Below are 21169 nucleotides of genomic sequence, written 5' to 3' on the forward strand. Positions count from 1 at the left end.
GTACCCCGGATCGGGCACCGGGCGACGACTGGGTCGATGATACCGGGCATGGCTGCACCCCTGCTGTCCCCCGAACGCGCACCGAGCGGATGTCAGAAGAGCGTCGGCACCCCGTTCGTGATGCCCTGCACCCGGGACCTGGTGGGTGCGAGCGCCTGCTGCCGGAGCCCACGTTCCCAGCCCGGATCGGCGCGCTTGAGCGGCGAGACCCCCGCCGCCCGGTCGCTCCCCGGGCCGTCCACGGAGAACCCCATCGAGCCCGTCGCCGGATCCACACGTCCGAGACCGACGCCGTGCGCCCGCATGATGGGGCGGATCCGCTCGCCGAGCCACCGTCGGTAGTCCTTCGGCGGGTAGGTGTTGTCGAGGTACATCGACCGGTACCTGCCGACGAGGTCCGGGTGCGTGCGCGCGAGCCAGTCCATGTACCAGGGCTTGACGCCGGGCTTCAGGTGGAGCGCGGAGTACATGACGCTGGTGGCCCCGGCAGCCGCCGCGCGGCCGATCGCGTCGTCGAGGTGCGCCTTCGTGTCGGTGATGAACGGCAGCACGGGCATCAGGAACACCGAGCACGAGAGCCCGGCGTCTCGTACTGCCCGCACCGTGGCGAGCCGTGCCGTCGTCGTCGGGGTGCCCGGCTCGACGGACTGCTGCAGCTCGTCGTCGTACACCGCGATGGACATGGCGAGGTCGACCGGGACCCGCTCCGACGCCGCGACGAGCGCCGGGATGTCCCGACGCAGGAGCGTGCCCTTCGTCAGGATGCTGAACGGCGTCCCCGAGTCAGCGAGGGCGCCGATGATGCCGGGCATGAGCCGGTACTTGCCCTCTGCCCGCTGGTACGGGTCGGTGTTGGTGCCGAGCGCGACGGGGTGGCGGTCCCAGGTGGGCTTCGCGAGCTCACGCCGCAGGACGTCGGCGACGTTGGTCTTCACGACGATCTGCTGGTCGAAGTCCGAGCCGCCGTCGAACTCCAGGTACGTGTGCGTCGGACGCGCGAAACAGTAGACGCACGCGTGCGAGCACCCACGGTACGGGTTGATGGTCATCCCCCACGTACCGCCGTCGATCGCGCCGACACGGTTCAGGGCGGACTTCGCGAGGACCTCGTGGAAGGTCACGCCGGCGAACTCGGGCGTGGTGACACTGCGCACGAACCCGCTGTTCGACTCGAGCCCGGGGAGCATGTCGCTGCCCGACGCGTCGATCGCCTGTCCGTCCCACCGCATGCAGCCATTCGAACACACGTTCGAACAGATGGCAAGGTCAGTGGTGCAGGCCCAGTACCTTCGCCGTACGCTCGAGCGTTTCGTCAGCGAGCTGCGCGTCGTCGCCGAGGTCCTTGCCGTAGGTCGGGACCATCACGCGGACCGCGTCCTCCCAGCGGTCCCAGCGGTCCGGGAAGCACTTGCGGAGCAGTCCGAGCATGATCGGCACGGCGGTGGACGCACCCGGCGACGCACCGAGCAGCCCGGCGATCGAGCCGTCGGCGGCCGTGATGACCTCCGTCCCGAACTGCAGCACCCCACCCTTGTCCTTGTCGGGCTTGATGACCTGCACGCGCTGCCCGGCGATGATCTTGTGCCAGTTCTCCGGCTGCGCCGCCGGCATGAAGTCACGCAGGGCGTCGAACTTCGTCGACTTCGACGCCAGCAGCTGCCCGATCAGGTAGCGCACCAGGTCGAAGTTCGAGAACGCGACGCTGAGCATCGGGCGGAGGTTGTGCGGCCGGATCGACCGGACCAGGTCGAACAGCGACCCCTGCTTCAGGAACTTCGGGCTGAACCCGGCGTACGGGCCGAACATCAGCGATGCACTGCCGTCGACGATGCGGGTGTCGAGGTGCGGCACGGACATCGGGGGCGCGCCGACGCTCGCCTTGCCGTAGACCTTCGCCGAGTGCTTCTGGACGACCTCGGGGTCGTCGGTGCGCAGGAACTCCCCCGACACCGGGAAGCCGCCGTACCCGCGGATCTCCGGGATGCCGGACTTCTGCAGCAGGTGCAGCGCACCGCCGCCGGCGCCGACGAAGACGAACTTCGCGGCGATCGACTGCTTCGAACGACCGACCTCGTTCAGGACGTCGAGCGCCCAGCCGCCGAACACCTTGCCGCGGCTGATGTTCGTGACCTGGTGGTTCGCCTCGAACTCGACGCCGTCCACCTCGAGCTGGTCGAACAGCTGGCGGGTCAGCGACCCGAAGTCGACGTCGGAGCCTGCCGCGGAGTACGTCGCCGCGATCGGCTGGTCCTTCTTGCGACCGGGGATGAGCGCCGGTGCCCACTTCCGGATCTGCTCGGCGTCGTCGCTGAACTCGAGCCCGGCGAAGAGCGGATGGTCCTTCATGGCCTCGTAGCGGGCACGCATGTACTCGACGTTGTCGGCACCCCAGACGAAGGAGATGTGCGGCGTCGGGTTGATGAAGTTCTTCGGGTCCGGCAGGGCGCCGGTCTCGACGAGGAACGACCAGAACTGGCGCGAGACCTGGAACTGCTCGTTCACGACGACGGCCTTGGCGATGTCGACCCGGCCGTCCGGCAGCTCCGGCGTGTAGTTCAGCTCGCAGAGGGCGGAGTGGCCGGTCCCGGCGTTGTTCCACGGGTTCGACGACTCCTGCGCGACGCTGCCGAGACGCTCGTACACGCGGATCTTCCAGTTCGGCTCCAGCCGGTGGATCAGTGCGCCGAGCGTGGCGCTCATGATGCCACCCCCGATGAGGACGACGTCGATCGGTTCCACCTGCTTCACTGCCACCCGACGATCCTACCGGCGTGCGCTGACAAGGCGACCAAGGAAACGGACGGGAGGCTCGTGGCGGATCCGCCACGAGCCTCCCCTCCGTCTTGCTGGTTACGCGGCGACCGCGCGACGCGCGACCACGACCTCCGCGATCTGCACCGCGTTCAGGGCTGCGCCCTTCCGCAGGTTGTCGTTGCTCACGAAGAGCGCGAGGCCGTGGCCCTCTGGTGCGGACTGGTCGGCGCGGAGGCGGCCGACGAACGTCGGGTCCTGCCCGGCGGCCTGCAGCGGCGTCGGGACGTCGGAGAGTTCCACCCCCGGAGCGCTCGCGAGGATCTCCGTCGCGCGCTCCGGCGTGAGGGTCCGCTCGAACTCCGCGTTCACCGAGATCGAGTGCCCCGTGAACACCGGCACGCGCACGCAGGTCCCGGCGACGAGCAGGTCGGGCAGCTCGAGGATCTTGCGGCTCTCGTTGCGGAGCTTCTTCTCCTCGTCGGTCTCTCCCAGGCCGTCGTCGACGATGCTCCCGGCGAGCGGGACCACGTCGAAGGCGATCGGGCGGACGTACTTCACCGGCTCGGGGAACGTGACCGCACTGCCGTCGTGGGTGAGACGAGCGGTGTCCTGCTCGAGCGCGGCCTTGGCCTGCCCGAGGAGTTCGTCGACGCCGGCGAGCCCACTGCCCGACACCGCCTGGTAGGTCGTCGCCACGAGACGACGGAGCCCCGCCTCGGCGTCGAGGACCTTGAGCACCGGCATGATCGCCATGGTGGTGCAGTTCGGGTTCGCGACGATGCCCTTCTGCGCCGTCTCGATCGCGTGCGGGTTGACCTCGCTCACGACGAGCGGCACCTCGGGGTCCATCCGCCAGGCGCTCGAGTTGTCGATCACGAGCGCGCCCGCTGCGGCGAACTTCGGCGCGAGGGCGCGGGAGGCCGTGGCCCCCGCCGAGAAGAGCGCGATGTCGATGCCCGACGGGTCGGCGGTCTCGGAGTCCTCGACGACGACGTCCTGCCCGCGGAACGACAGCGTCGTGCCGGCGGAGCGGGCGCTCGCGAAGAAGCGGACCGAGGTGGCGGGGAAGTCGCGTTCCTCGAGCAGGCGGCGCATCACGGCGCCGACCTGGCCGGTGGCGCCGACGACGGCGACGGTGAGCTCCTGGGACATGGCTGCTCCTCTCAGCGGCCGGTGCCGGCGTACACGACGGCTTCGTTGTCGGCATCGAGACCGAACGCCTGGTGGACGACGCGCATGGCGTCGTTCAGGGTGTCGGCGCGGGTGACGACCGAGATGCGGATCTCCGACGTGGAGATCATCTCGATGTTGATCGACGCCTGGTGCAGCGCGCGGAAGAGCTCGGCGGAGACGCCGGCGTTCGTGCGCATCCCGGCGCCGACCAGGGCGAGCTTGCCGATCTGGTCGTCGTACTGGATCCCCTCGAAGCCGATCTCCGACTTCGCGACGCCGAGTGCGGTCAGGACGCTCTGGCCCTGGTCCTTCGGGAGGGTGAACGAGATGTCGGTGCGCCCGTTCGAGGCTGACACGTTCTGCACGATCATGTCGATGTTCGCGCCGGCGCGGGCCACGATCGTGAAGATCTCGGCCGCCTTGCCCGGCTGGTCGGGCACGCCGACCACGGTGATCTTGCCCTCGGAGAGGTCTCCGGCGATGCCGGTGATGATCGGTTCTTCCACGGTTTCCCCCTCTGCAGGGTTGTAGACGATGGTTCCCTCGACGTTGCTGAACGACGAGCGGACATGGAGGGTGACGCCGTGCCGACGGGCGTACTCGACGGCACGGATGTACAGGACCTTGGCACCGGAGGCTGCGAGTTCGAGCATCTCCTCGCTCGTGATGCGGTCGATCTTGCGGGCCTTCGGCACGACACGGGGGTCGGCGGAGAAGATGCCGTCGACGTCGGTGTAGATCTCGCAGATGTCCGCGTCGAGGGCGGCTGCGAGGGCGACGGCCGTCGTGTCCGAGCCGCCGCGTCCGAGAGTGGTGATCTCACCCGTGGTGCGGTTGAAGCCCTGGAAGCCCGCGACGATGGCGACGTGGCCGGCGTCGAGCGCCTCACGCACGCGCTTCGGGGTGACGTCGACGATGCGGGCCTTGCCGTGCTGGGCGTCGGTGAGCATGCCTGCCTGGCTGCCCGTGTACGACGAGGCCTCGACGCCGAGGCTCTTGATCGCCATCGCCAGGAGCGCCATCGAGATGCGCTCCCCGGCGGTGAGGAGCATGTCGAGCTCACGGCCGGCCGGGATCGGGGTGACCTGGTGCGCGAGGTCCACCAGTTCGTCGGTGGTGTCGCCCATGGCGGAGACGGCCACGACGACGTCGTTCCCCGCCTTCTTCGTCTCGACGATCCGCTTGGCCACGCGCTTGATGCTCTCGGCGTTCGCGACGGACGATCCACCGAACTTCTGCACGATCAAGGCCACGGGTAGGTACTCCTGGGGACGACGGTTCCGCGACGATGCGCGGCTTCCACAATGGTAGGGGGTGTTTCGGGGATGTTGCGTGTGAGCGGGTGTCCACGCAACGATCGTGCGTGACGATGCCCGCGCGGCACCGCGGTGACGCGGTTCAGCCCCCGACGAGCCGGCGCCCCTCGAAGGCGCGCCCGAGGGTGACCTCGTCGGCGTACTCCAGGTCGCCGCCGACGGGGAGGCCGGACGCGAGCCTGGTCGTGCGGATGCCCATCGGCACGAGCAGGCGGCTGAGGTAGGTGGCGGTCGCTTCGCCCTCGAGGTTCGGGTCGGTCGCGATGATCACCTCTTCCACGGTGCCGTCCGCGAGCCGGGTCATGAGCTGCTGGATCCTGAGGTCGTCGGGGCCGACGCCGTCGATCGGGCTGATCGCGCCGCCGAGGACGTGGTACAGCCCGCGGAACTCGCGGGTGCGTTCGATCGCGGCGACGTCCTTCGCTTCTTCCACGACGCAGATCACGGCGGGTTGGCGTCGCGGATCGCGGCAGATGCTGCACCGTTCCGACTCGGTCACGTTGCCGCAGATCTCGCAGAAGCGCACCCGCTCCTTGACGTCGGCCAGGAGCTCGGACAGCCGTGATGGGTCGAACGACTCGCTCTGGAGGATGTGGAAGGCGATCCGCTGTGCCGACTTCGGACCGATGCCGGGCAGACGACCGAACTCGTCGATGAGGTCCTGCACGATGCCGTCGTACATCAGATGCCCTCGCTCAGGGAGGTCTCCTCGATGAACTGCGCGCCGAGGATCTCACGCACGACGGCCTCGCCGTACCGACCGGGAACGGGCGGGCGACGGACCTGCGGAGCCGCCTGCTGTGCGGGTGCCGCGGGTGCCTGGGCCGGTGCAGGCGCTTGTGCCTGTGCCGGTGCCTGTGCCGGTGCCGGTGCGGGCGCGGTCTGGGTCTGGGGGTTCCGCGCCGGTGCTCCGCCGGGCCCCGGGTCGGGGAACGGTGCGCCGTCGTCGAACGGTTCGTCGTCCAGCGGGTAGTCGTCGACGGGGACGTCCGGCGCCGCCGGTGCCGGTGCCGGCTGCGAGACGGGCCCACGGCCGCCGGCCTTCAGGGCGTCGAGGGCCGCCTGGGTCTCGGCGACCGGTCCCGACGTGGGCGTCGAGGCGGGAGCGACGGTGTCGTCCGGACCGATCGAGCCCATCGGTGCGGCCCAGGTCGGTTCGACGTCGTCCGGGACGGCACCGACGGTGGGGTCCGTCGCCGGGATGGTCGCGACGGCCCACTCGGTGACCGGGCCCGACGGCGCCGGTGTCTCGGGTGTGCGCGCTGCGGCGGTCTCCGCGGCGGGTGCCGAAGCCGGTGCAGGGGTGTCGGTGTCGGCGTTCGTGGTCTGCACTGGTGACCGCGGCGCCGAGGACGGCGCCGCCGACGCGGGCGCCGGCTGCGCCCGGTCCGTGTGGGACGATGTCGGCTCGGATGGCGCAGCGGCCGACGCAGCAGGAGCGGCCGGGGCCGGGCCGACGCAGCAGGAGCGGAGGCGGGCTCGGGCGATGTCGGCGTGTCCTGGCGCGGGGCCGGACGCTGTGGGGCTCCCCCAGGACCACCGGCACCTCCGGGACCACGCGCGACGAACTTCACGCGGAACCCGAGCACGTCGATGATCGCAGCCCGGACGAGTTCGCTGACGCTGGTCGCCGGGTCGGACATCTCCTTGAACGAGGCGACGTCCTGCTGACTCGGGAACGTCAGCGTGAGGACGTCGTCCCGCAGGGCGGTGACCTGCGCCGGCTGGACGACGGTCCACGCCGACCGCTTCGCGCGCTGGACGTGCTCGAGCACCTGCGACCAGGCGTCCCGCATCTGCTGCAGCCCGACCGCGGCGATCGGCTGGATCGCGGGCTCGGTGCCGATGACGGAGCCCATGCCCGTCGACGACGCCGATGCGTGTCCGTCCGGTTCCGGAGCGCTCGGTGCGGGTGCGGGTGCAGGCGCGGCCTCGGGTGTCCCCGGTGCGACGGCCGCCCAGGACGCAGCCGCGTCCTGCGCGGCGTTGGTCGGAGGCGTGGCCTCGACCGGCGCGGGTTCGGCGCGACGCGGTGCAGCAGCCGGCGTGGTCGAGGGTTCGGGACGGCGCTGCTCCGGAGCGGCTTGCGCCGCCGGAGCCGCCTGGACGGACGGTGCAGCCTGGGCGGTCGGAGCAGCCTGGGCCGGGCGGGGAGCTGCCACGGCTGACCCGGACGGCACGGCTTCCGGGCCACCCTGGTGTCCACCGGCGTCGCCGACACCGACCCGGCGCTCGAGCCGCTCGACCCGTGCGAGCGCACCACGCTGCGTGTCGTCGGCTTCGGGGACGAGCATCCGCGCGATCATCAACTCGAGGTGCAGGCGCGGCGAGGTCGCGCCGGTCATCTCGGTGAGGGCGCGGTTCGCGATGTCGGCACCACGGGACAGCCCGTTCGCGCCGAACACGCCCGCCTGACGGGTCATCGTGTCGAGTTCTTCCGGCGAGACGCCGCGGAGCACCGCCCCGGCGCTCTCGTTGGTGGCGGCGACGACGATGAGGTCGCGGAGCCGCTCGAGGAGGTCTTCGACGAACCGTCGGGGGTCCTGCCCGGTCTGGATCACCCGGTCGATCGCCGCGAAGGCGGAACCAGGGTCGGCGACCGAGAGCGCGTCGACCACGTCGTCGAGCAGCGCGCTGTCGGTGTACCCGAGCAGGGCGACCGCACGTTCGTACGCGATCGCGCCGTCTTCGCTGCCGGCGATGAGCTGGTCGAGCAGCGAGAGCGTGTCGCGGACGGAGCCGCCGCCGGCCCGGACGACCAGCGGCAGCACACCGGGCGCCACCGACACGGACTCCTGCGTGCAGAGCTGCTCGACGTACTCGAGCATCGCCGCCGGTGGGACCAGGCGGAACGGGTAGTGGTGCGTGCGGGACCGGATCGTCCCGATCACCTTCTCCGGTTCGGTCGTCGCGAAGATGAACTTGACGTGCTCCGGCGGTTCCTCGACGAGCTTCAGCAGCGCGTTGAAGCCCTGTGGCGTGACCATGTGCGCTTCGTCGAGGATGAAGATCTTGTAGCGGTCACGAGCCGGCGCGAACACGGCCCGGTCGCGGAGGTCACGGGCGTCGTCGACACCGTTGTGGCTGGCGGCGTCGATCTCGATGACGTCGAGCGATCCGCTGCCGCCGCGCGCCAGCTCGACGCAGCTCGGGCAGACGCCGCACGGGGTGTCGGTGGGGCCTTCCGCACAGTTGAGGCAGCGCGCCAGGATGCGGGCCGACGTCGTCTTGCCGCAGCCGCGCGGGCCGCTGAACAGGTACGCGTGGTTGACCCGGTTGGTCCGGAGCGCGGTGCGCAGCGGGTCGGTGACCTGCGACTGCCCGATGAGCTCGGCGAAGTTCTCAGGCCGGTAACGGCGATACAGGGCGGTGACCACGCGACAAGGGTAGCCGGGACGACCGACAGCCGGGGCCGGTGTGGAGAGCCGCCACTCGGGGTGGACCCGACCACGTCGTGACGCCGGGTGCGTGCGTGGACGGCACCGCGCCTCCCGGCCGTCAGGACGACGACCGGGAGGCGCGCTGCGGGAGGTGCCGACCTACCCCTGGTTGCGGCGGCGGATGCCGCGCGCCAGCCGGGAGAGGCCGAGCAGCAGGAACCCGAGGACCACCAGGCCTCCAGCTGCCCCGGCGAGCGGGGCGACGTCGGCACCGGTGAAGGCGAGACCACCTGCGGTGCTGCCCGAGCCGTTGCCGGCGCTGCCGGAGCCGTTCCCGGGGCCCGATCCGGGCAGGCCCGGCGTACCGGGTGCGCCGGGGGCTCCCGGGGTCCCCGGCGTGCCGGGGCCGCCCGGGTCGACCGCTGCGTCGACGATCATCGTCCACACCTGCGGCTCGGACGTCGCGCCGTCGACCGTCTGGGTCGCCGTGATCCGGTGCGTGCCGACCGCGAGGCGCAGCACGACCCGCCAGGTCCCGTCCGTCCCTGCCGTCACCGTCACGGGGTCGCCTCCGTCCGCCGTGACCGTCACCGTCGCGCCGGGTTCGGCGGTACCCGTCACGGGCCAGTCGACGAACCCGTCGCTGCCGGCGGTCCGGTGCGACCCGGACGGCGGCGAGGTGACCGCGAGCGGGTCGACCGCTCTGACGACGATCGGGACCTCGGGAGCGGTGCTGTTCGTGCCGTTCACCGTCTGCACGGCGCGGATCGTCCAGCGTCCCTCCGGGACGCGGTCGAAGCTGACGCTCCAGTTGCCGTTCGCGTCGGCCCTCGTCGTGCGCACCTGCCCGGTCGACAGCGTGACCGTGATCGTGGCACCCGGTGTGGCGTGGCCCGTGACCGTGAAGGACCCGGTGTCGTCCGCCCCGGTGCCGGGGATCAGCTGGCCGGGGACCGGCGAGGTGATCACCACGTCCTCCGGTTCGGCGACGACCACCGTCACCCCGCTCGTGACGGGGTCGGAGGTCCGGCCGCCGACCGTCCCGGTGACGGACACGGTGTGGTCGCCCGGCGGGATGTCGCCCACCGTGACGGTCCACGACCCGTCGGTCCCCGCGGTCGTGGTCACCGTGGTGCCGTCGATGTCGACGGTCACGGTGGCCCCGGGCTCGGCGGTGCCGCTCACCGGGATGGACACGCTGCCGCCGGTGGTCGGGACGACCTGACCGTCCGACGGACTCGTCACCGAGACCGGCGTCGCGGCGACGACCGAGAAGCCGACCTCCGGAGCGGTGACGTCCGTGCCGCCGACGGTCTGCGTCGCGCGGATCGTGTGCTGCCCCTCCCCGACACCCGGCACGGTGACCGTCCAGGCCCCGTCGCCGTTCGCCGTGGTCGTGACCGGCGTGCCGCCGTCGATCGTGACCGACACCGGTGCGTCCGGAGCGGCCGTTCCGGTGACGGTGACGTCGGTCGACCCGCCGAGCACCCGGTACGCCGTCCCGGCTGCCGGCGACGTGACGACGATCGCGTCGGCGTCGGCGATCGCGACCGAGAACCCACGGCCGACCGGATCGGACGTCGTGCCGTTCACGACCTGCGTCACGGACAGGGTGTGGTCTCCCTCGCCGAGTCCGTCGACGGTGGTCGTCCAGCGGCCGTCCTGACCGACGATCGTCTCGACCGGGTCGCGCCCGTCGACGACGACGCGGACCGTGGCGCCCGGTTGGCCGCTGCCGTTCACGACGACGTCCGCACCCGTGGTGCCCGACGGCAACGTGATGGTCGACCCCGCCGCCGGGGCGTCGATCGCGAGCGTCGTCGCTCCGGCGACGGTGAAGCGGGAGGTCACCGGTGCCGAGGTCGAGCCGCCGGTCGTCTGGGTGGCCCGCACGGTGTGCTGGCCGGTCCCGACGCCGTCGAACTCGACCGACCACGTCCCGGCGTCCGTCGCGGTGACCGTCTGCTGGTCGCCGTCGTCGAGCGTGACCCGGACGGTGGCGCCCGACTGGGCGGCGCCGGTCGCGGTGACCGTCGTGGTCTGGTCGTCCTCCGCCACCCGGATCGTCGAGTCGGCGACCGGGGTCGCGATCGTGATCGGGTCGGCGACGACGACGTGGATCGGCACGGTGACCGGAGCGGACTCCGTGTCGCCGATGCGCTGCGTGACGCTGACGACCGGGTCGCCGGCACCCACGTCAGCCACGTCGACGCTCCACGCGCCGCCCGTCCCGGCCGTGGTCGACTCGCTGCGTCCGCCGCCGAGGTCGACGACCACGGTCGCGCCCGGTTCGGCGGTGCCGCGCACCGTGATGGTGGTCGTGGCGTCGTCGTCGGCGACGGTGTACTCCTGGTCGGTCTCCGGCGTCGTCACCACGACCGGCGCACCGGCCTCGACGGTGAACGTCGACTCGACGGGGGTCGTCGAGGTCGATCCGCCCACGGTCTGCGTGACGCTGACGTCGTGGTCGCCGACACCCAGGCCGTCGACGTCGAGCGTCCACGTTCCGTCCGGTCCGGCGGTGACGTCGACCGGGTCGCGGTCGTCGATCGTCACGGACACGGTGGCACCCGGCTGGGCGTCACCGGCGACCGTCACGGTCGTCGTCTGGTCCGCGTCCGCGACCGTGATCGGCTCGTCGGCGTCCGGCTGGCGGATCGTCAGGTCGGCGGCAGCGACGACGGACACCGGTCGTTCGACCGCCGCGCTCGTCGTGCCGTTCAGGGCCTGGGTCACCGATGCCGTCCAGGACCCGGTCGGGATCCCCTCGACGGTTGCCGCCCAGTCACCGTCGTCGTCGACCGTCGCCGTCGCCGACCCGCCGGCACCGAGGTCGACGGTGACCGTCGCACCGGGTGCACCGGTTCCGGAGAAGTCGAGGTCGGTCGTCGCGTCACCGTCGGCCACGGTGACACGGGTGGCGCCGGCCGGGTCGGTGACGGTCAGTGCCGCCCCGGCGACGACGGACACGCCGACGCTCGCAGCGGGCGACGTCTGACCGTCGAAGCGTTCGGTCGCCGTCACCCGGTAGTCGCCGACCGGCTTGTCCGCGAAGGTCCACTCCCAGTCGCCCCCGTCGCCGGCGGTGACCGTGTGGGTGGAACCGTCGGACAGCGTGACGGTGACGTCGGCGCCCGCCTGCGCGGTCCCGGCCACACGCACGTCGGCCGTCCCGCTCGGGTCCGCGACGGTGAGCTGCTGGCCGTCCGTCGGCGCGTCGATCACCACGCCGTCCGCGGCCCGGACGTCGACCGTGCGGTCCGGACTGGAGGCAGTGGTGCCGTTGACGGTCTGGGTGGCGGTCACGGGGACCACACCGACACCGACGTCGGTGAACGTGACCGTCCAGTCGCCGTCGCCGTTCGCCGTCGTGGTGACCTCGTCCTCGCCGAGCCGCACCGTGACGGGTGCGTTCGCCGCGGCGGTGCCGCGCACCGTCACGTCACGGGTGCCGTCGTCGCCGACGACGTACAGGACGTCACCCGCCGCCGGGTCGGTGACGGTGACGGGGTCGGCCGCCTCGATGCGGACGGTGCGGTCGACGGGGCTCGACGTGGCGTCGCCGATCGTCTGCGTCACCGAGACGGGGTGCTCCCCCACACCGAGGCCGGGGAAGGTGACCGACCAGGTGCCGTCTGCCCCGACCGTGGTGCTCTGGTCGTCGGCACCGTCGGTCCCTGCCGTGATGGTCGCCCCCGGCTGCGCCGTGCCGGAGACCGTGACGTCGGTGGTGACGTCCGGTCCTGCGACGACCGTCGTGGCGTCGGCCCCCGGTGCGGTGATCCGGACCGGCGACGCGGTCACGACCTGGAAGGTGGTCGGGAGCGCGCTCGTCTCGACGTCCTCGATCGACTGCGTCGCGTTCACCGTGTACGTGCCGGTTGGCGCGAGCCCCTCGGCCGTGACGGTCCACGCCCCGCTCGTGGCGTCGGCGGTCGTCGTCAGCGGGGTACTGCCGCCGACGGACACGGAGACGTCCGCACCCGGCTCCGCGGTCCCCGTGATCGTCACGTCCGCGCTCGCGTCCGCGTCCACCACGACGAACCGTGAGCCGGTCGGCGGGGTGTCGATGGTGATGGCACGACCGGGCACCACGGTGAAGTCCCGTTCCACGGTGGGACCGTCGGTACCGTTCACGGTCTGCGTGGCGCTCACGGTGTGGCTGCCGATGCCAAGGGTCGTGCTGCCCGTCGCCGGAGCCGTCCAGCGGCCGTCGGCTCCTGCCGTCACCGTGATCGGGTCACCGTCGTCGAACACGACCGTGACGGTCGCTCCGGCTTCGGCGGTGCCGCTCGCGATGACGCCGGCGGTGCCGTCGCCGCCCGCGGGGACCTCCTGCGCGTCGGTCGGCGTGTCGATGGTCAGGGCGTCTCCGGCTTCGACCGAGAAGTCCCGGTCGACGGCGGCAGAGGTCTGTCCGCCGACGGTCTGCGTGACGGACACGGTGTGGTCGCCGGTCCCGACGTCGGGCAGCGTGACGCTCCACGCACCGCTGTCGTCCGCGGTCGTGGAGACCGGAGTCCCGCCGTCGACCACGACGCTGACGTCGGCGCGGGGCTCGGCGGTCCCGGTCACCGGGACGTCGATCGTCGAGGAGTCCTGCGCGACCGTGGTCGTCGAACCCTGCGCCGGCGCGGTCACGGCGAGCGCCGCTGCTGCCCGCACGGTCACCACCTGCCGGAGCACCGGCGAGGTGGTGCCGTTCACGGTCTGCGTGGCCGCGATCGTGTACCGGCCGACCGGGACGTCGTCGACGGTGACCGACCAGTCGCCGTCGTCGTCAGCGGTCGTGGACGCGGTCCGGCCGCCGCCGAGGTCGACCGCGACGTCGGCGCCGGCCTCGGCGGTCCCGGAGACCGGGAGGTCCGTCGTGGTGCCCGCGAGCACCGTGACCACGGCGCCGTCCGCCGGGGCTGTGATCACGAGCGGGTCGCCGGCGCTGACGGAGAAGGTCGAGGTCACCGCGGCCGAGGTGGTGCCGCCGACGGTCTGGGTCGCTGTCACGGTTCGGCCGCCGACCGGGACGCCCTGGAACGTCGTCGTCCAGTCGCCGTCGTCGTCCGCCGTGACGATCGCCGTGAACGCACCGCCGATCCGGACCGAGACGCGGGCGTCCGGTGCCGCCGAACCACTCACCGTCACGGGCGTGGTGGACGATGCGTCGGCCACCGTGATGACGCTGCCGTCGGTCGGTGTGGTGATCGTGAGTGCCGCTGCCGCGGTCACCGAGAACGCACGCTCGACCGGGTCGCTCGTCGATCCGCCGACCGTCTGGGTGACCGACGCGGTGTGGTCGCCGGCCGGGATCCCCGTGACCGTGGTCGACCAGGTGCCGTCGGCGCCGGCCGTGGTGCTGGCGGTGTGGCCGTCACCGGCGTCGACGGCGACCGTCGCGCCGGGTTGGGCGGTGCCGGAGAACGGGACGTCGCGCGTGCCGTCGCCGGCCACCGCGAAGTCCTGCCCGTCGGTCGGGGTCGCGACCGTCAGACCGGCGGCCTGCACGACCCGGAACCCTCGGGTGACCGCGTTCGACGTCGAGTCGCCGACGGTCTGTGTGACGCTCGCGGTGTAGCTGCCCGCCGGGACACCTGGGACGGTGACGCTCCAGGCGCCCGAGCCGTCCGTGGTGCCGGTGCCGGTGCGACCGCCGCCGAGGTCGACGGCCACCGTGGAGTTCGGGGTCGCGGTGCCGGTGAGCGTCACCGGGGCCGAGGCACCCGTGATGGTGAAGGTCTGCCCGGCGGTGGGTGTCGTGATCGTCAGCGCCTGCTGCGCGACGACCGAGAACGGCTGCGTGGCGGTCCCCGCCGTCGCACCGCCGACGGTCTGCGTCGCCGTCGCGGTGTGGTCACCGGTCGGTACGTCCGCGATCGAGGTCGTCCACGTGCCGTTCGCGGCCACCGTGGCGGTTCCCGTCCGGCCGGCACCGAGGTCGACCGCGATGGTCGCCCCGGGTTCGCCGGCACCGCTGACGGTGACGGACCTGGTCGACGATGCGGACGGGACGCTGAACTGCTGGTTCGCGGTCGGCGTGGCGATCGTCACCGGAGCGACCGCGCTGGCACGCACCGTCGACGTCGCGAGGTCGACGGTGGCGACGTTCGCACCGGGCAGGATCGACAGCCGCAGGGCGTGCACGCTCCTCGCGCCGGCGTCGGTACCGCGCGGGTCACGGAACCCGGTCGTGGTGTCCTGCGCGTTCACGGTCAGGTCGATGACCTGGCGCAGCAGCAGAACCGCCGGTGACAGCAGGTTCGCCACCGCGGTGGTGGTCGTGGTGAGGGTCTGTCCGAGCGTCGTGATCGCGTTTCCCGTGAGGAGCGGGCCGACGACCCCGCGCACGAGCGGGATGAGGGTGGTGTTCACGACGGGTGTCAGGAGCGGCGCGAGCGCGGCGCCGGTGAGCCCGGACGCCGTGACCGTGGGGGTCCCCGCCGCCGTGCCGAGGAGCTGCCCGAGGGTCGTGGCGACGTTCAGCGTGAGCCCCGTGATCGGCAGTCCGGCGAGCGTGGCGTTCGCGGTGACGCGGATCGAGATCGCGGTCGAGTTGATCGCGTTCACGACGGCGGTCTGCAGTGCCGAGGGCAGCTGGCGTTCGAGGATGTCCGCGATCGCCGTGTTGATCGACGTGACCGCCTGCTGCGTCAGCACCGGGGTGTTCGCCGGCTGGCCGTTCAGGGCGGTGAGCTGGTCGAGGTCGACCGACACCGCGCCGGTGGCCGGCGTGATCGTGACGGCCCCGGAGGTGAGCGGTTGGGCGAGCACCTGCGTGAGCGTGTCGTCCAGGTTCAGGTTCACGGTCGCCTGTGCCGTCGTCCCGCTCAGCGAGATCAGGCCGAGTGACGACAGCGCGCCCGTGAGCCCGGTGGTCAGCTGCCCGGTGATGCCGGAGAGTGCGCCGTTCGCGCCGATGGTGGAGTTCACGCCCGACGAGAACGTCCGGAGGTCGCTCCGGAGCGACGTGGTCAGCCCCGACACCGCCGGGCTCTGCAGGTTCAGCTTCGCGCCGGCGATCTGGTAGTCGCTCGTCGTCCCGACCGAGGTGCCGCGCGTCGCGGAGATCGTCGAGGCGAGCGCACCGACCTCGAGTCGGCCGTCGGCGAGGACGCTGGAGTTCGCGCCGACGCGGGACAGCAGCGGGTCGAGGTTCAGCGAGGCGCCGGACCCGTTCGCGCCGTTGCCGACACCGATGCCGCCGTTGCCGGTGATGAGCCCGGACGACCCGGTCGCGCCGGACGCCGAGGACGTCGCGTACTGACCGGCCGCCCCGAGGGTCAGGATGCCGTTCGACCCGAGCAGGTTGATGTCGTTGCCGAGGTTGACGTTCACCGCGTTCAGCGCCGTGACGTCCACCGGCTGGCTCGTGGTCCCGCCGCCGGATGTCGCACCACGGGCGGAGTAGGCACCGGCCAACTGCACGACGGCGTCGGCGTCGACCAGCCCGGACCCGCCGAGCAGCACGCCTTCGCTCTCCGCGACGTCGCTCGGCGCGGCGGCGGCCGGCTGGATCGCGACCGTCGCGGCGATGAGGGCGGTCACGGTGGCGACGACGCCGCCGCGGAGCAGCAGCCGATCACCGCCTGGTGCTCGCCGTCGGTGTTCCCGTCGGCGTTCCCGTCGGCCTGGAGTGGTCTGTCGTGTGCCATCGCCGGCTCCGGTGGGTACGCGGGTACCACGGAGCGACACGTGCTTGCGCATGTGTGTTCCTCATCCTGGCGGGCATGCCCGCCACCTGATCCTCGGATCCCCGCCGGTGGTGAGCCGGTGAGGGCAGGAACCCTGGTTGGGGGTTCCTGAGGGTGATCTTGACACACGTTCAGGCTGGATGCGCATCCCAGAACGAAAAAGACTCCTCACGCACCCCGCGTGAATCCGACGCTGCCCCGGTTACCTGGTCCCCGCGTTCCCCGCGCGGACACGAAAAAGACTCCTCACGCACCCGCCAGAGCCCGGTTACCCTTGCTGCGTTTCCGCCCTGGGGGAGTTGGCCTGGATGGCGTCACGTGAGGAGCCGCCAAGCAGTCTACCGGACACGAGGAGCACGATCGAACCATGAAGATCGCCATCGCCGGAGGACACGGCCAGATCGCCCTGCTCCTCGCCCGCCTGATCACCGAAGCCGGACACGAGGCCATCGGCATCGTCCGCAACCCCGCCCACGTGTCGGACGTCGAGCAGACCGGCGCAGCCGCGATCGTCGCCGACCTCGAGCAGCTCGACGACGACCAGCTCGCACTCCGCCTCCGCGGTGTCGACGCGGTCGTCTTCGCCGCCGGTGCCGGCCCGGGCAGCGGTGCGGAACGGAAGCTCTCCGTCGACCGCGACGCCGCCGCTCTGCTCGCTGACGCCGCCGAACGGGCGGGGATCGACCGGTACGTCATGGTGTCGGCGATGGCCGCGGACACCTACGACCCGGAGCTCGCGGTCGTCCCGGCGAAGGACGACGCCGCGGTGTTCCAGGTGTACCTCCGCGCGAAGGCCGAGGCGGACGCCGACCTGCGGGCGCGGAGCATGCGGTGGACGATCGTCCGACCAGGTGGCCTGCTCGACACCCCGCCGCAGGGCACGATCGCGGTGGGCAGCACGGTCCCCAGAGGATCGATCCCCCGTGCCGACGTCGCCGCCGTCGTGCTGCACGCGCTCCTCGACGACTCCGCGGTCGGCGTGCAGTTCGAGGTCACGAGCGGCAACACCCCGATCCCGGCGGCGCTGGCAGCGATCAGCTGACGATCCGCCGTCTCTCCCGCGAAAGCGACAGGGTGCCGCGGAAGTTCCGCGGCACCCTGTCGCTTTCGCGGACCACACGCGCAGGCCCCACCCGCGTGACGCAGCACTCCCCTACAGCGCGACCGCGGCGGACTGCCGGGCGATCTCGAGCTCCTCGTTCGTGGGGATCACGAGCACCGCGACGCGAGAGGAATCGGTCGAGATCAGTCGCGCCTCCTTCGAGTGCAGTTCGTTGCGGTCGTTGTCGACCTCGATCCCGAGGTGCTCCAGCCCCGCGAGGACGCGTCGGCGGAGCAGCGCGTTGTTCTCGCCGACGCCCGCGGTGAACACGACGGCGTCGAGCCCGCCGAGCTGGGCGGTGTAGGCGCCGACGTACCGACGGATCCGGTGCCGGTAGACGGCGAGCGCCGCCTCTGCGGTCTCGTCGCCGTCGATCGCAGCGGCCTGCACGTCACGCATGTCGCCGTTGCCGGTGAGCCCGAGCAACCCGGAGCGCTTGTTGAGCATGTCGTCGAGCTCGTCGAAGGACAGACCGGCCTGACGGTGCAGCTGGATGAGGACGGCGGGGTCGAGGTCGCCGGAGCGGGTGCCCATCACGAGGCCCTCGAGCGGGGTCAGTCCCATCGACGTCTCGATCGACCGGCCCCCGTCGATCGCGGCGGCAGAGGCCCCGTTGCCGAGGTGCAGCACGATCGTCTTGAGCTCGGACAACGGCCGGTCGAGGAACACCGCCGCCTGCTCGGAGACGTACTTGTGGCTGGTGCCGTGCATGCCGTACCGGCGGATCCCGTACTCGGCCGCGAGGTCGGCCGGGATCGCGTAGGTGTACGCGTGCGGCGGCATCGTCTGGTGGAACGCGGTGTCGAAGACGGCCACGTGCGGCACGTCGGAGAAGACCTGCTTCGCCGCGCGGATCCCCTCGAGGTTCGCCGGGTTGTGCAACGGTGCCAGGCTCGAGAGCTCTTCGATCTGGCGCTCGACGTCGTCCGTGACGACCGTCGCACTGTCGAAGGTCGTCCCGCCGTGCACGACCCGGTGTCCGACGACCGACGGCGGGTGCTCGTCGAACGACGGTCCGACCTTCGCGAACGCGTCGATCATCGCCTGGAACCCCGCTGCGTGGTCCGGCACGCGAGCGGCGTCGTTCGAGGAGGACTCCCCCGTCAGCGCGTTGGTGTGCTTCCACGCACCGGTGGACTCGCCGATGCGCTCGACGAGCCCGGACGCGAGCGTGCGCTCGCCGTCGAGCTCGATGAGCTGGTACTTGAACGAACTCGATCCGGAGTTCACGACGAGGGCAGCGGTCACTGGTGGCTCACTTTCATGGGTGGCCGGGTGCGGCCGGACGGGAGGCTGTGGCTGGGTCTGGTGGTCAGGCGGCGGTCGGCGCCAGGTCGGCCTGTGCCGCGGTGCCGGCCTGGATCGCGGTGATCGCGACCGTGTTCACGATGTCGCTGACGAGCGCACCGCGGGAGAGGTCGTTGATCGGCTTCCGCAGCCCCTGCAGGACCGGTCCGATCGCGACGGCGCCGGCGGAGCGTTGCACGGCCTTGTAGGTGTTGTTGCCGGTGTTGAGGTCCGGGAAGATGAACACCGTCGCGCGGCCGGCGACCGGCGAGTCCGGCATCTTCGTGCTCGCGACGGTCGGGTCGGCGGCGGCGTCGTACTGGATCGGCCCCTCGACCAGCAGATCGGGTCGGCGCTCACGCACGAAGGCGGTGCCGGCGCGGACCTTGTCGACGTCCGCGCCCGAGCCGCTGTCGCCCGTGGAGTAGCTGAGCATCGCCACGCGCGGGTCGATGCCGAACTGCGTCGCGGTCTCGGCGGACGAGATCGCGATGTCCGCGAGCTGCTCGCTCGACGGGTCGGGGATCACCGCGCAGTCGCCGTAGACGAGCACCCGGTCGGCGAGCGCCATCAGGAACACGCTCGACACGATCGACGTGTCCGGACGGGTCTTGATGATCTCGAACGACGGTCGGATGGTGTGCGCGGTCGTGTGCTTCGCACCGGAGACCATGCCGTCGGCGAGGCCGAGCTGCACCATCATCGTGCCGAAGTAGGAGACGTCGGTCACGGTGTCGCGGGCGAGTTCGACGCTCATGCCCTTGTGCGCACGGAGCTTCGCGTACTCCTCGGCGAAGCGTTCGCGGAGCTCCGGGTCGAACGGCGACACGAGGTTCGCGGCGTCGAGGTCCAGGCCGAGTTCCGTCGCGCGTGCCCGGATCGCCGCGGGGTCGCCGAGGATCGTCAGCTCGCACACCTGCCGCTGCAGGAGGGTCGAGGCGGCACGGAGGATCCGGTCGTCGTCGCCTTCCGGCAGGACGATGCGCTTGCGGTGCTCCCGGGCCCGGTCGAGCAGGCCGTGCTCGAACATCAGCGGTGTGACCACCCCCGACGGGGTGACCTGCAGCCGGGCGAGCAGTTCGTCGGCCTGCACGTGCCGTTCGAAGAGCGACAGCGCGAGGTCCGCCTTCCGCGGGGAGTCCGCGGCGAGCCGACCGCGCGTCTGGGTGATGCGGAGCGCGGTGTCGTACGTGCCGAGGTCGTTCGTGGCGATCGGCAGCGAGCTCGACAGCCCTTCGAGCAGCCGCGTGATCTGCGGCGCGGTCTCGAACCCGCCGTTGAGGATCACGCCGGCGAGGCTCGGGAAGGTGTCGGACTGGTTCGCCAGCAGCGTGGCGATGAGGACGTCGCTGCGGTCCCCCGGGACGACGACGATGCCGCCCTCGATAAGCCGCGGGAGCACGTTCTCCATGCTCATGCCCGCGACGACGGTGCCGAGTGCTTCACGGTCGAGGAGCGCGTCGTCCCCGCGGACGAGCGTCGCCCCGGTGGCGGCGAGCAGGGCCCGTACGGTCGGTGCGACGAGCACGGCGTCCTCGGGGATGGCCCACACCGGGACGTCCGGGTGGTCGTCGTGCACCGCACCGGCGACGCTGTCGCAGATCGCCGCGAGGGCATCGGGGTCCGCGCGGTTCACGACGACGCCGAGCAGCTGCGCGTGCGCCGCGCGGAGTTCGCTCGTGGTCACGTCCGCGACCTGTGCCATGTCCGCCGGGGTGCGGGTCCCACGTTCGGCGGAGTCCCGGCCGCCGAGCACCAGGAGCACGGGAGCGCCGAGGTTCGTGGCGACCTTCGCGTTGAACGAGAGTTCGGTCGGGCTCCCCACGTCCGTGTAGTCCGAGCCGAGGACCACGACCGCGTCGCACTGGCGCTCGACCTGGGCGAACCGGCTGACGATCGTGCCGAGCGCGGCGTCCGGGTCCGCGTGCACGTCGTCGTACGTCACCCCGACGGCGTCTTCGTAGGACTGGTTCGCACCGCTGTGCTGGAGCAGGAGCTCGAGCACGTAGTCGGGTTCGTCCACGGAGCGGGCGACCGGCCGGAACACGCCGACGCGTCCGACCGTGCGGGCGAGGGTCTCGAGGACACCGAGCGCCACCGTGCTCTTGCCCGTGTGTCCTTCTGCTGACGTGATGTAGATGCGGGTCGACACGCTTCCCAGGGTAGCCGTCGGACATGTCACGACATCTGGGAGCGAAGGATCTGTAGAGCGGGGTGGTCATCCACACCCCGCAAGACCTGTACCATGGGGTGTCGTCATCGAGAGATGGCGCCAGGAGAATTCGCCTAGTGGCCTATGGCGCACGCTTGGAAAGCGTGTTGGGTGCAAGCCCTCGGGGGTTCGAATCCCCCATTCTCCGCACCGAACCGAAAGCGCACGTGTCCGAACGGACCGTGCGCTTTCGGCGTTCGTGAGGGGATCCGACGGGTTGACACGTCACCGGTCCCCCACGTTGGGGACCCCGCTGCACC

11 protein-coding genes, 1 tRNA gene and 1 other RNA gene are annotated in these 21169 nt (G+C 71.6%); 2 read left to right on the top strand and 11 right to left on the bottom strand.

All coding sequences use genetic code 11. From position 1 onward, the window contains the following. Positions 1–92: 92 nt before the first annotated feature. The 9 genes from QK288_RS15060 to ffs all read right to left on the bottom strand — a co-directional run bounded on the left by QK288_RS15060 (position 93) and on the right by ffs (position 16639). A complete protein-coding gene (locus tag QK288_RS15060; RefSeq protein ID WP_281265089.1) occupies positions 93–1229 on the bottom strand; it encodes an Rv2578c family radical SAM protein in 1137 nt (378 codons plus the stop codon). Between the two features lie 37 nt (positions 1230–1266). Beyond that, positions 1267–2754 carry a malate:quinone oxidoreductase gene (locus tag QK288_RS15065; RefSeq protein WP_281265090.1) on the bottom strand — a complete coding sequence of 496 codons (1488 nt, stop codon included), beginning with the start codon at positions 2752–2754 and terminating at the stop codon, positions 1267–1269. A 96-nt stretch (positions 2755–2850) separates the two neighbouring features. Continuing rightward, the gene (locus QK288_RS15070; protein WP_281265091.1) at positions 2851–3906 is read right to left on the bottom strand and encodes an aspartate-semialdehyde dehydrogenase; all 1056 of its coding nucleotides are present in this window, start codon (positions 3904–3906) and stop codon (positions 2851–2853) included. A gap of 11 nt (positions 3907–3917) precedes the next feature. After that, complete coding sequence (locus tag QK288_RS15075) at positions 3918–5180, bottom strand: aspartate kinase (RefSeq protein ID WP_281265092.1); 1263 nt, start codon at positions 5178–5180, stop codon at positions 3918–3920. Positions 5181–5325: 145 nt separating this feature from the next. Continuing rightward, complete coding sequence (gene recR, locus QK288_RS15080; RefSeq protein WP_144763514.1) at positions 5326–5925, bottom strand: recombination mediator RecR; 600 nt, start codon at positions 5923–5925, stop codon at positions 5326–5328. Continuing rightward, on the bottom strand, positions 5925–6380 hold the full coding sequence (locus QK288_RS15085; protein ID WP_281265093.1) for a hypothetical protein: 456 nt from the start codon (positions 6378–6380) through the stop codon (positions 5925–5927). The genes recR and QK288_RS15085 overlap by 1 nt, the downstream gene beginning before the upstream one ends. After that, the gene (locus tag QK288_RS15090; protein ID WP_281265094.1) at positions 6287–8620 is read right to left on the bottom strand and encodes a DNA polymerase III subunit gamma and tau; all 2334 of its coding nucleotides are present in this window, start codon (positions 8618–8620) and stop codon (positions 6287–6289) included. The genes QK288_RS15085 and QK288_RS15090 overlap by 94 nt, the downstream gene beginning before the upstream one ends. A 162-nt stretch (positions 8621–8782) precedes the next feature. Beyond that, a complete protein-coding gene (locus QK288_RS15095; protein ID WP_281265095.1) occupies positions 8783–16321 on the bottom strand; it encodes a choice-of-anchor G family protein in 7539 nt (2512 codons plus the stop codon). A 221-nt stretch (positions 16322–16542) separates the two neighbouring features. Further along, an RNA gene (gene ffs / locus QK288_RS15100) (signal recognition particle sRNA small type) lies at positions 16543–16639 on the bottom strand. A gap of 36 nt (positions 16640–16675) precedes the next feature. Between ffs and QK288_RS15105 the strand changes: the two genes are divergently transcribed. After that, on the top strand, positions 16676–17350 hold the full coding sequence (locus QK288_RS15105) for an NAD(P)H-binding protein (protein WP_281265096.1): 675 nt from the start codon (positions 16676–16678) through the stop codon (positions 17348–17350). A gap of 111 nt (positions 17351–17461) precedes the next feature. On the opposite strand, the gene QK288_RS15110 is transcribed toward QK288_RS15105, so the two are convergent. Together QK288_RS15110 and pta are read right to left on the bottom strand one after the other, a co-directional pair. Continuing rightward, positions 17462–18658: an acetate kinase gene (locus QK288_RS15110; protein ID WP_281265097.1), complete on the bottom strand. Its 1197-nt coding sequence runs from the start codon at positions 18656–18658 to the stop codon at positions 17462–17464. A gap of 64 nt (positions 18659–18722) precedes the next feature. Beyond that, positions 18723–20849 carry a phosphate acetyltransferase gene (gene pta / locus QK288_RS15115; RefSeq protein WP_281265098.1) on the bottom strand — a complete coding sequence of 709 codons (2127 nt, stop codon included), beginning with the start codon at positions 20847–20849 and terminating at the stop codon, positions 18723–18725. Positions 20850–20972: 123 nt separating this feature from the next. Between pta and QK288_RS15120 the strand changes: the two genes are divergently transcribed. After that, a tRNA-Ser gene (locus QK288_RS15120) sits at positions 20973–21057 on the top strand. Positions 21058–21169 lie beyond the last annotated feature (112 nt).

The organism is Curtobacterium sp. 9128, assembly GCF_900086645.1.
GTDB lineage: Bacteria > Actinomycetota > Actinomycetes > Actinomycetales > Microbacteriaceae > Curtobacterium.

What these genes read in the sequence shown, in the direction of transcription:
- QK288_RS15085 (WP_281265093.1), bottom strand. Translation starts at nt 6,380, where the DNA reads ATGGGCTCGATCGGTCCGGACGACACCGTCGCTCCCGCCTCGACGCCC.
- QK288_RS15095 (WP_281265095.1), bottom strand. Translation starts at nt 16,321, where the DNA reads ATGCGCAAGCACGTGTCGCTCCGTGGTACCCGCGTACCCACCGGAGCC.
- QK288_RS15060 (WP_281265089.1), bottom strand. Translation starts at nt 1,229, where the DNA reads ATGCGGTGGGACGGACAGGCGATCGACGCGTCGGGCAGCGACATGCTC.
- recR (WP_144763514.1), bottom strand. Translation starts at nt 5,925, where the DNA reads ATGTACGACGGCATCGTGCAGGACCTCATCGACGAGTTCGGTCGTCTG.
- QK288_RS15070 (WP_281265091.1), bottom strand. Translation starts at nt 3,906, where the DNA reads ATGTCCCAGGAGCTCACCGTCGCCGTCGTCGGCGCCACCGGCCAGGTC.
- QK288_RS15105 (WP_281265096.1), top strand. Translation starts at nt 16,676, where the DNA reads ATGAAGATCGCCATCGCCGGAGGACACGGCCAGATCGCCCTGCTCCTC.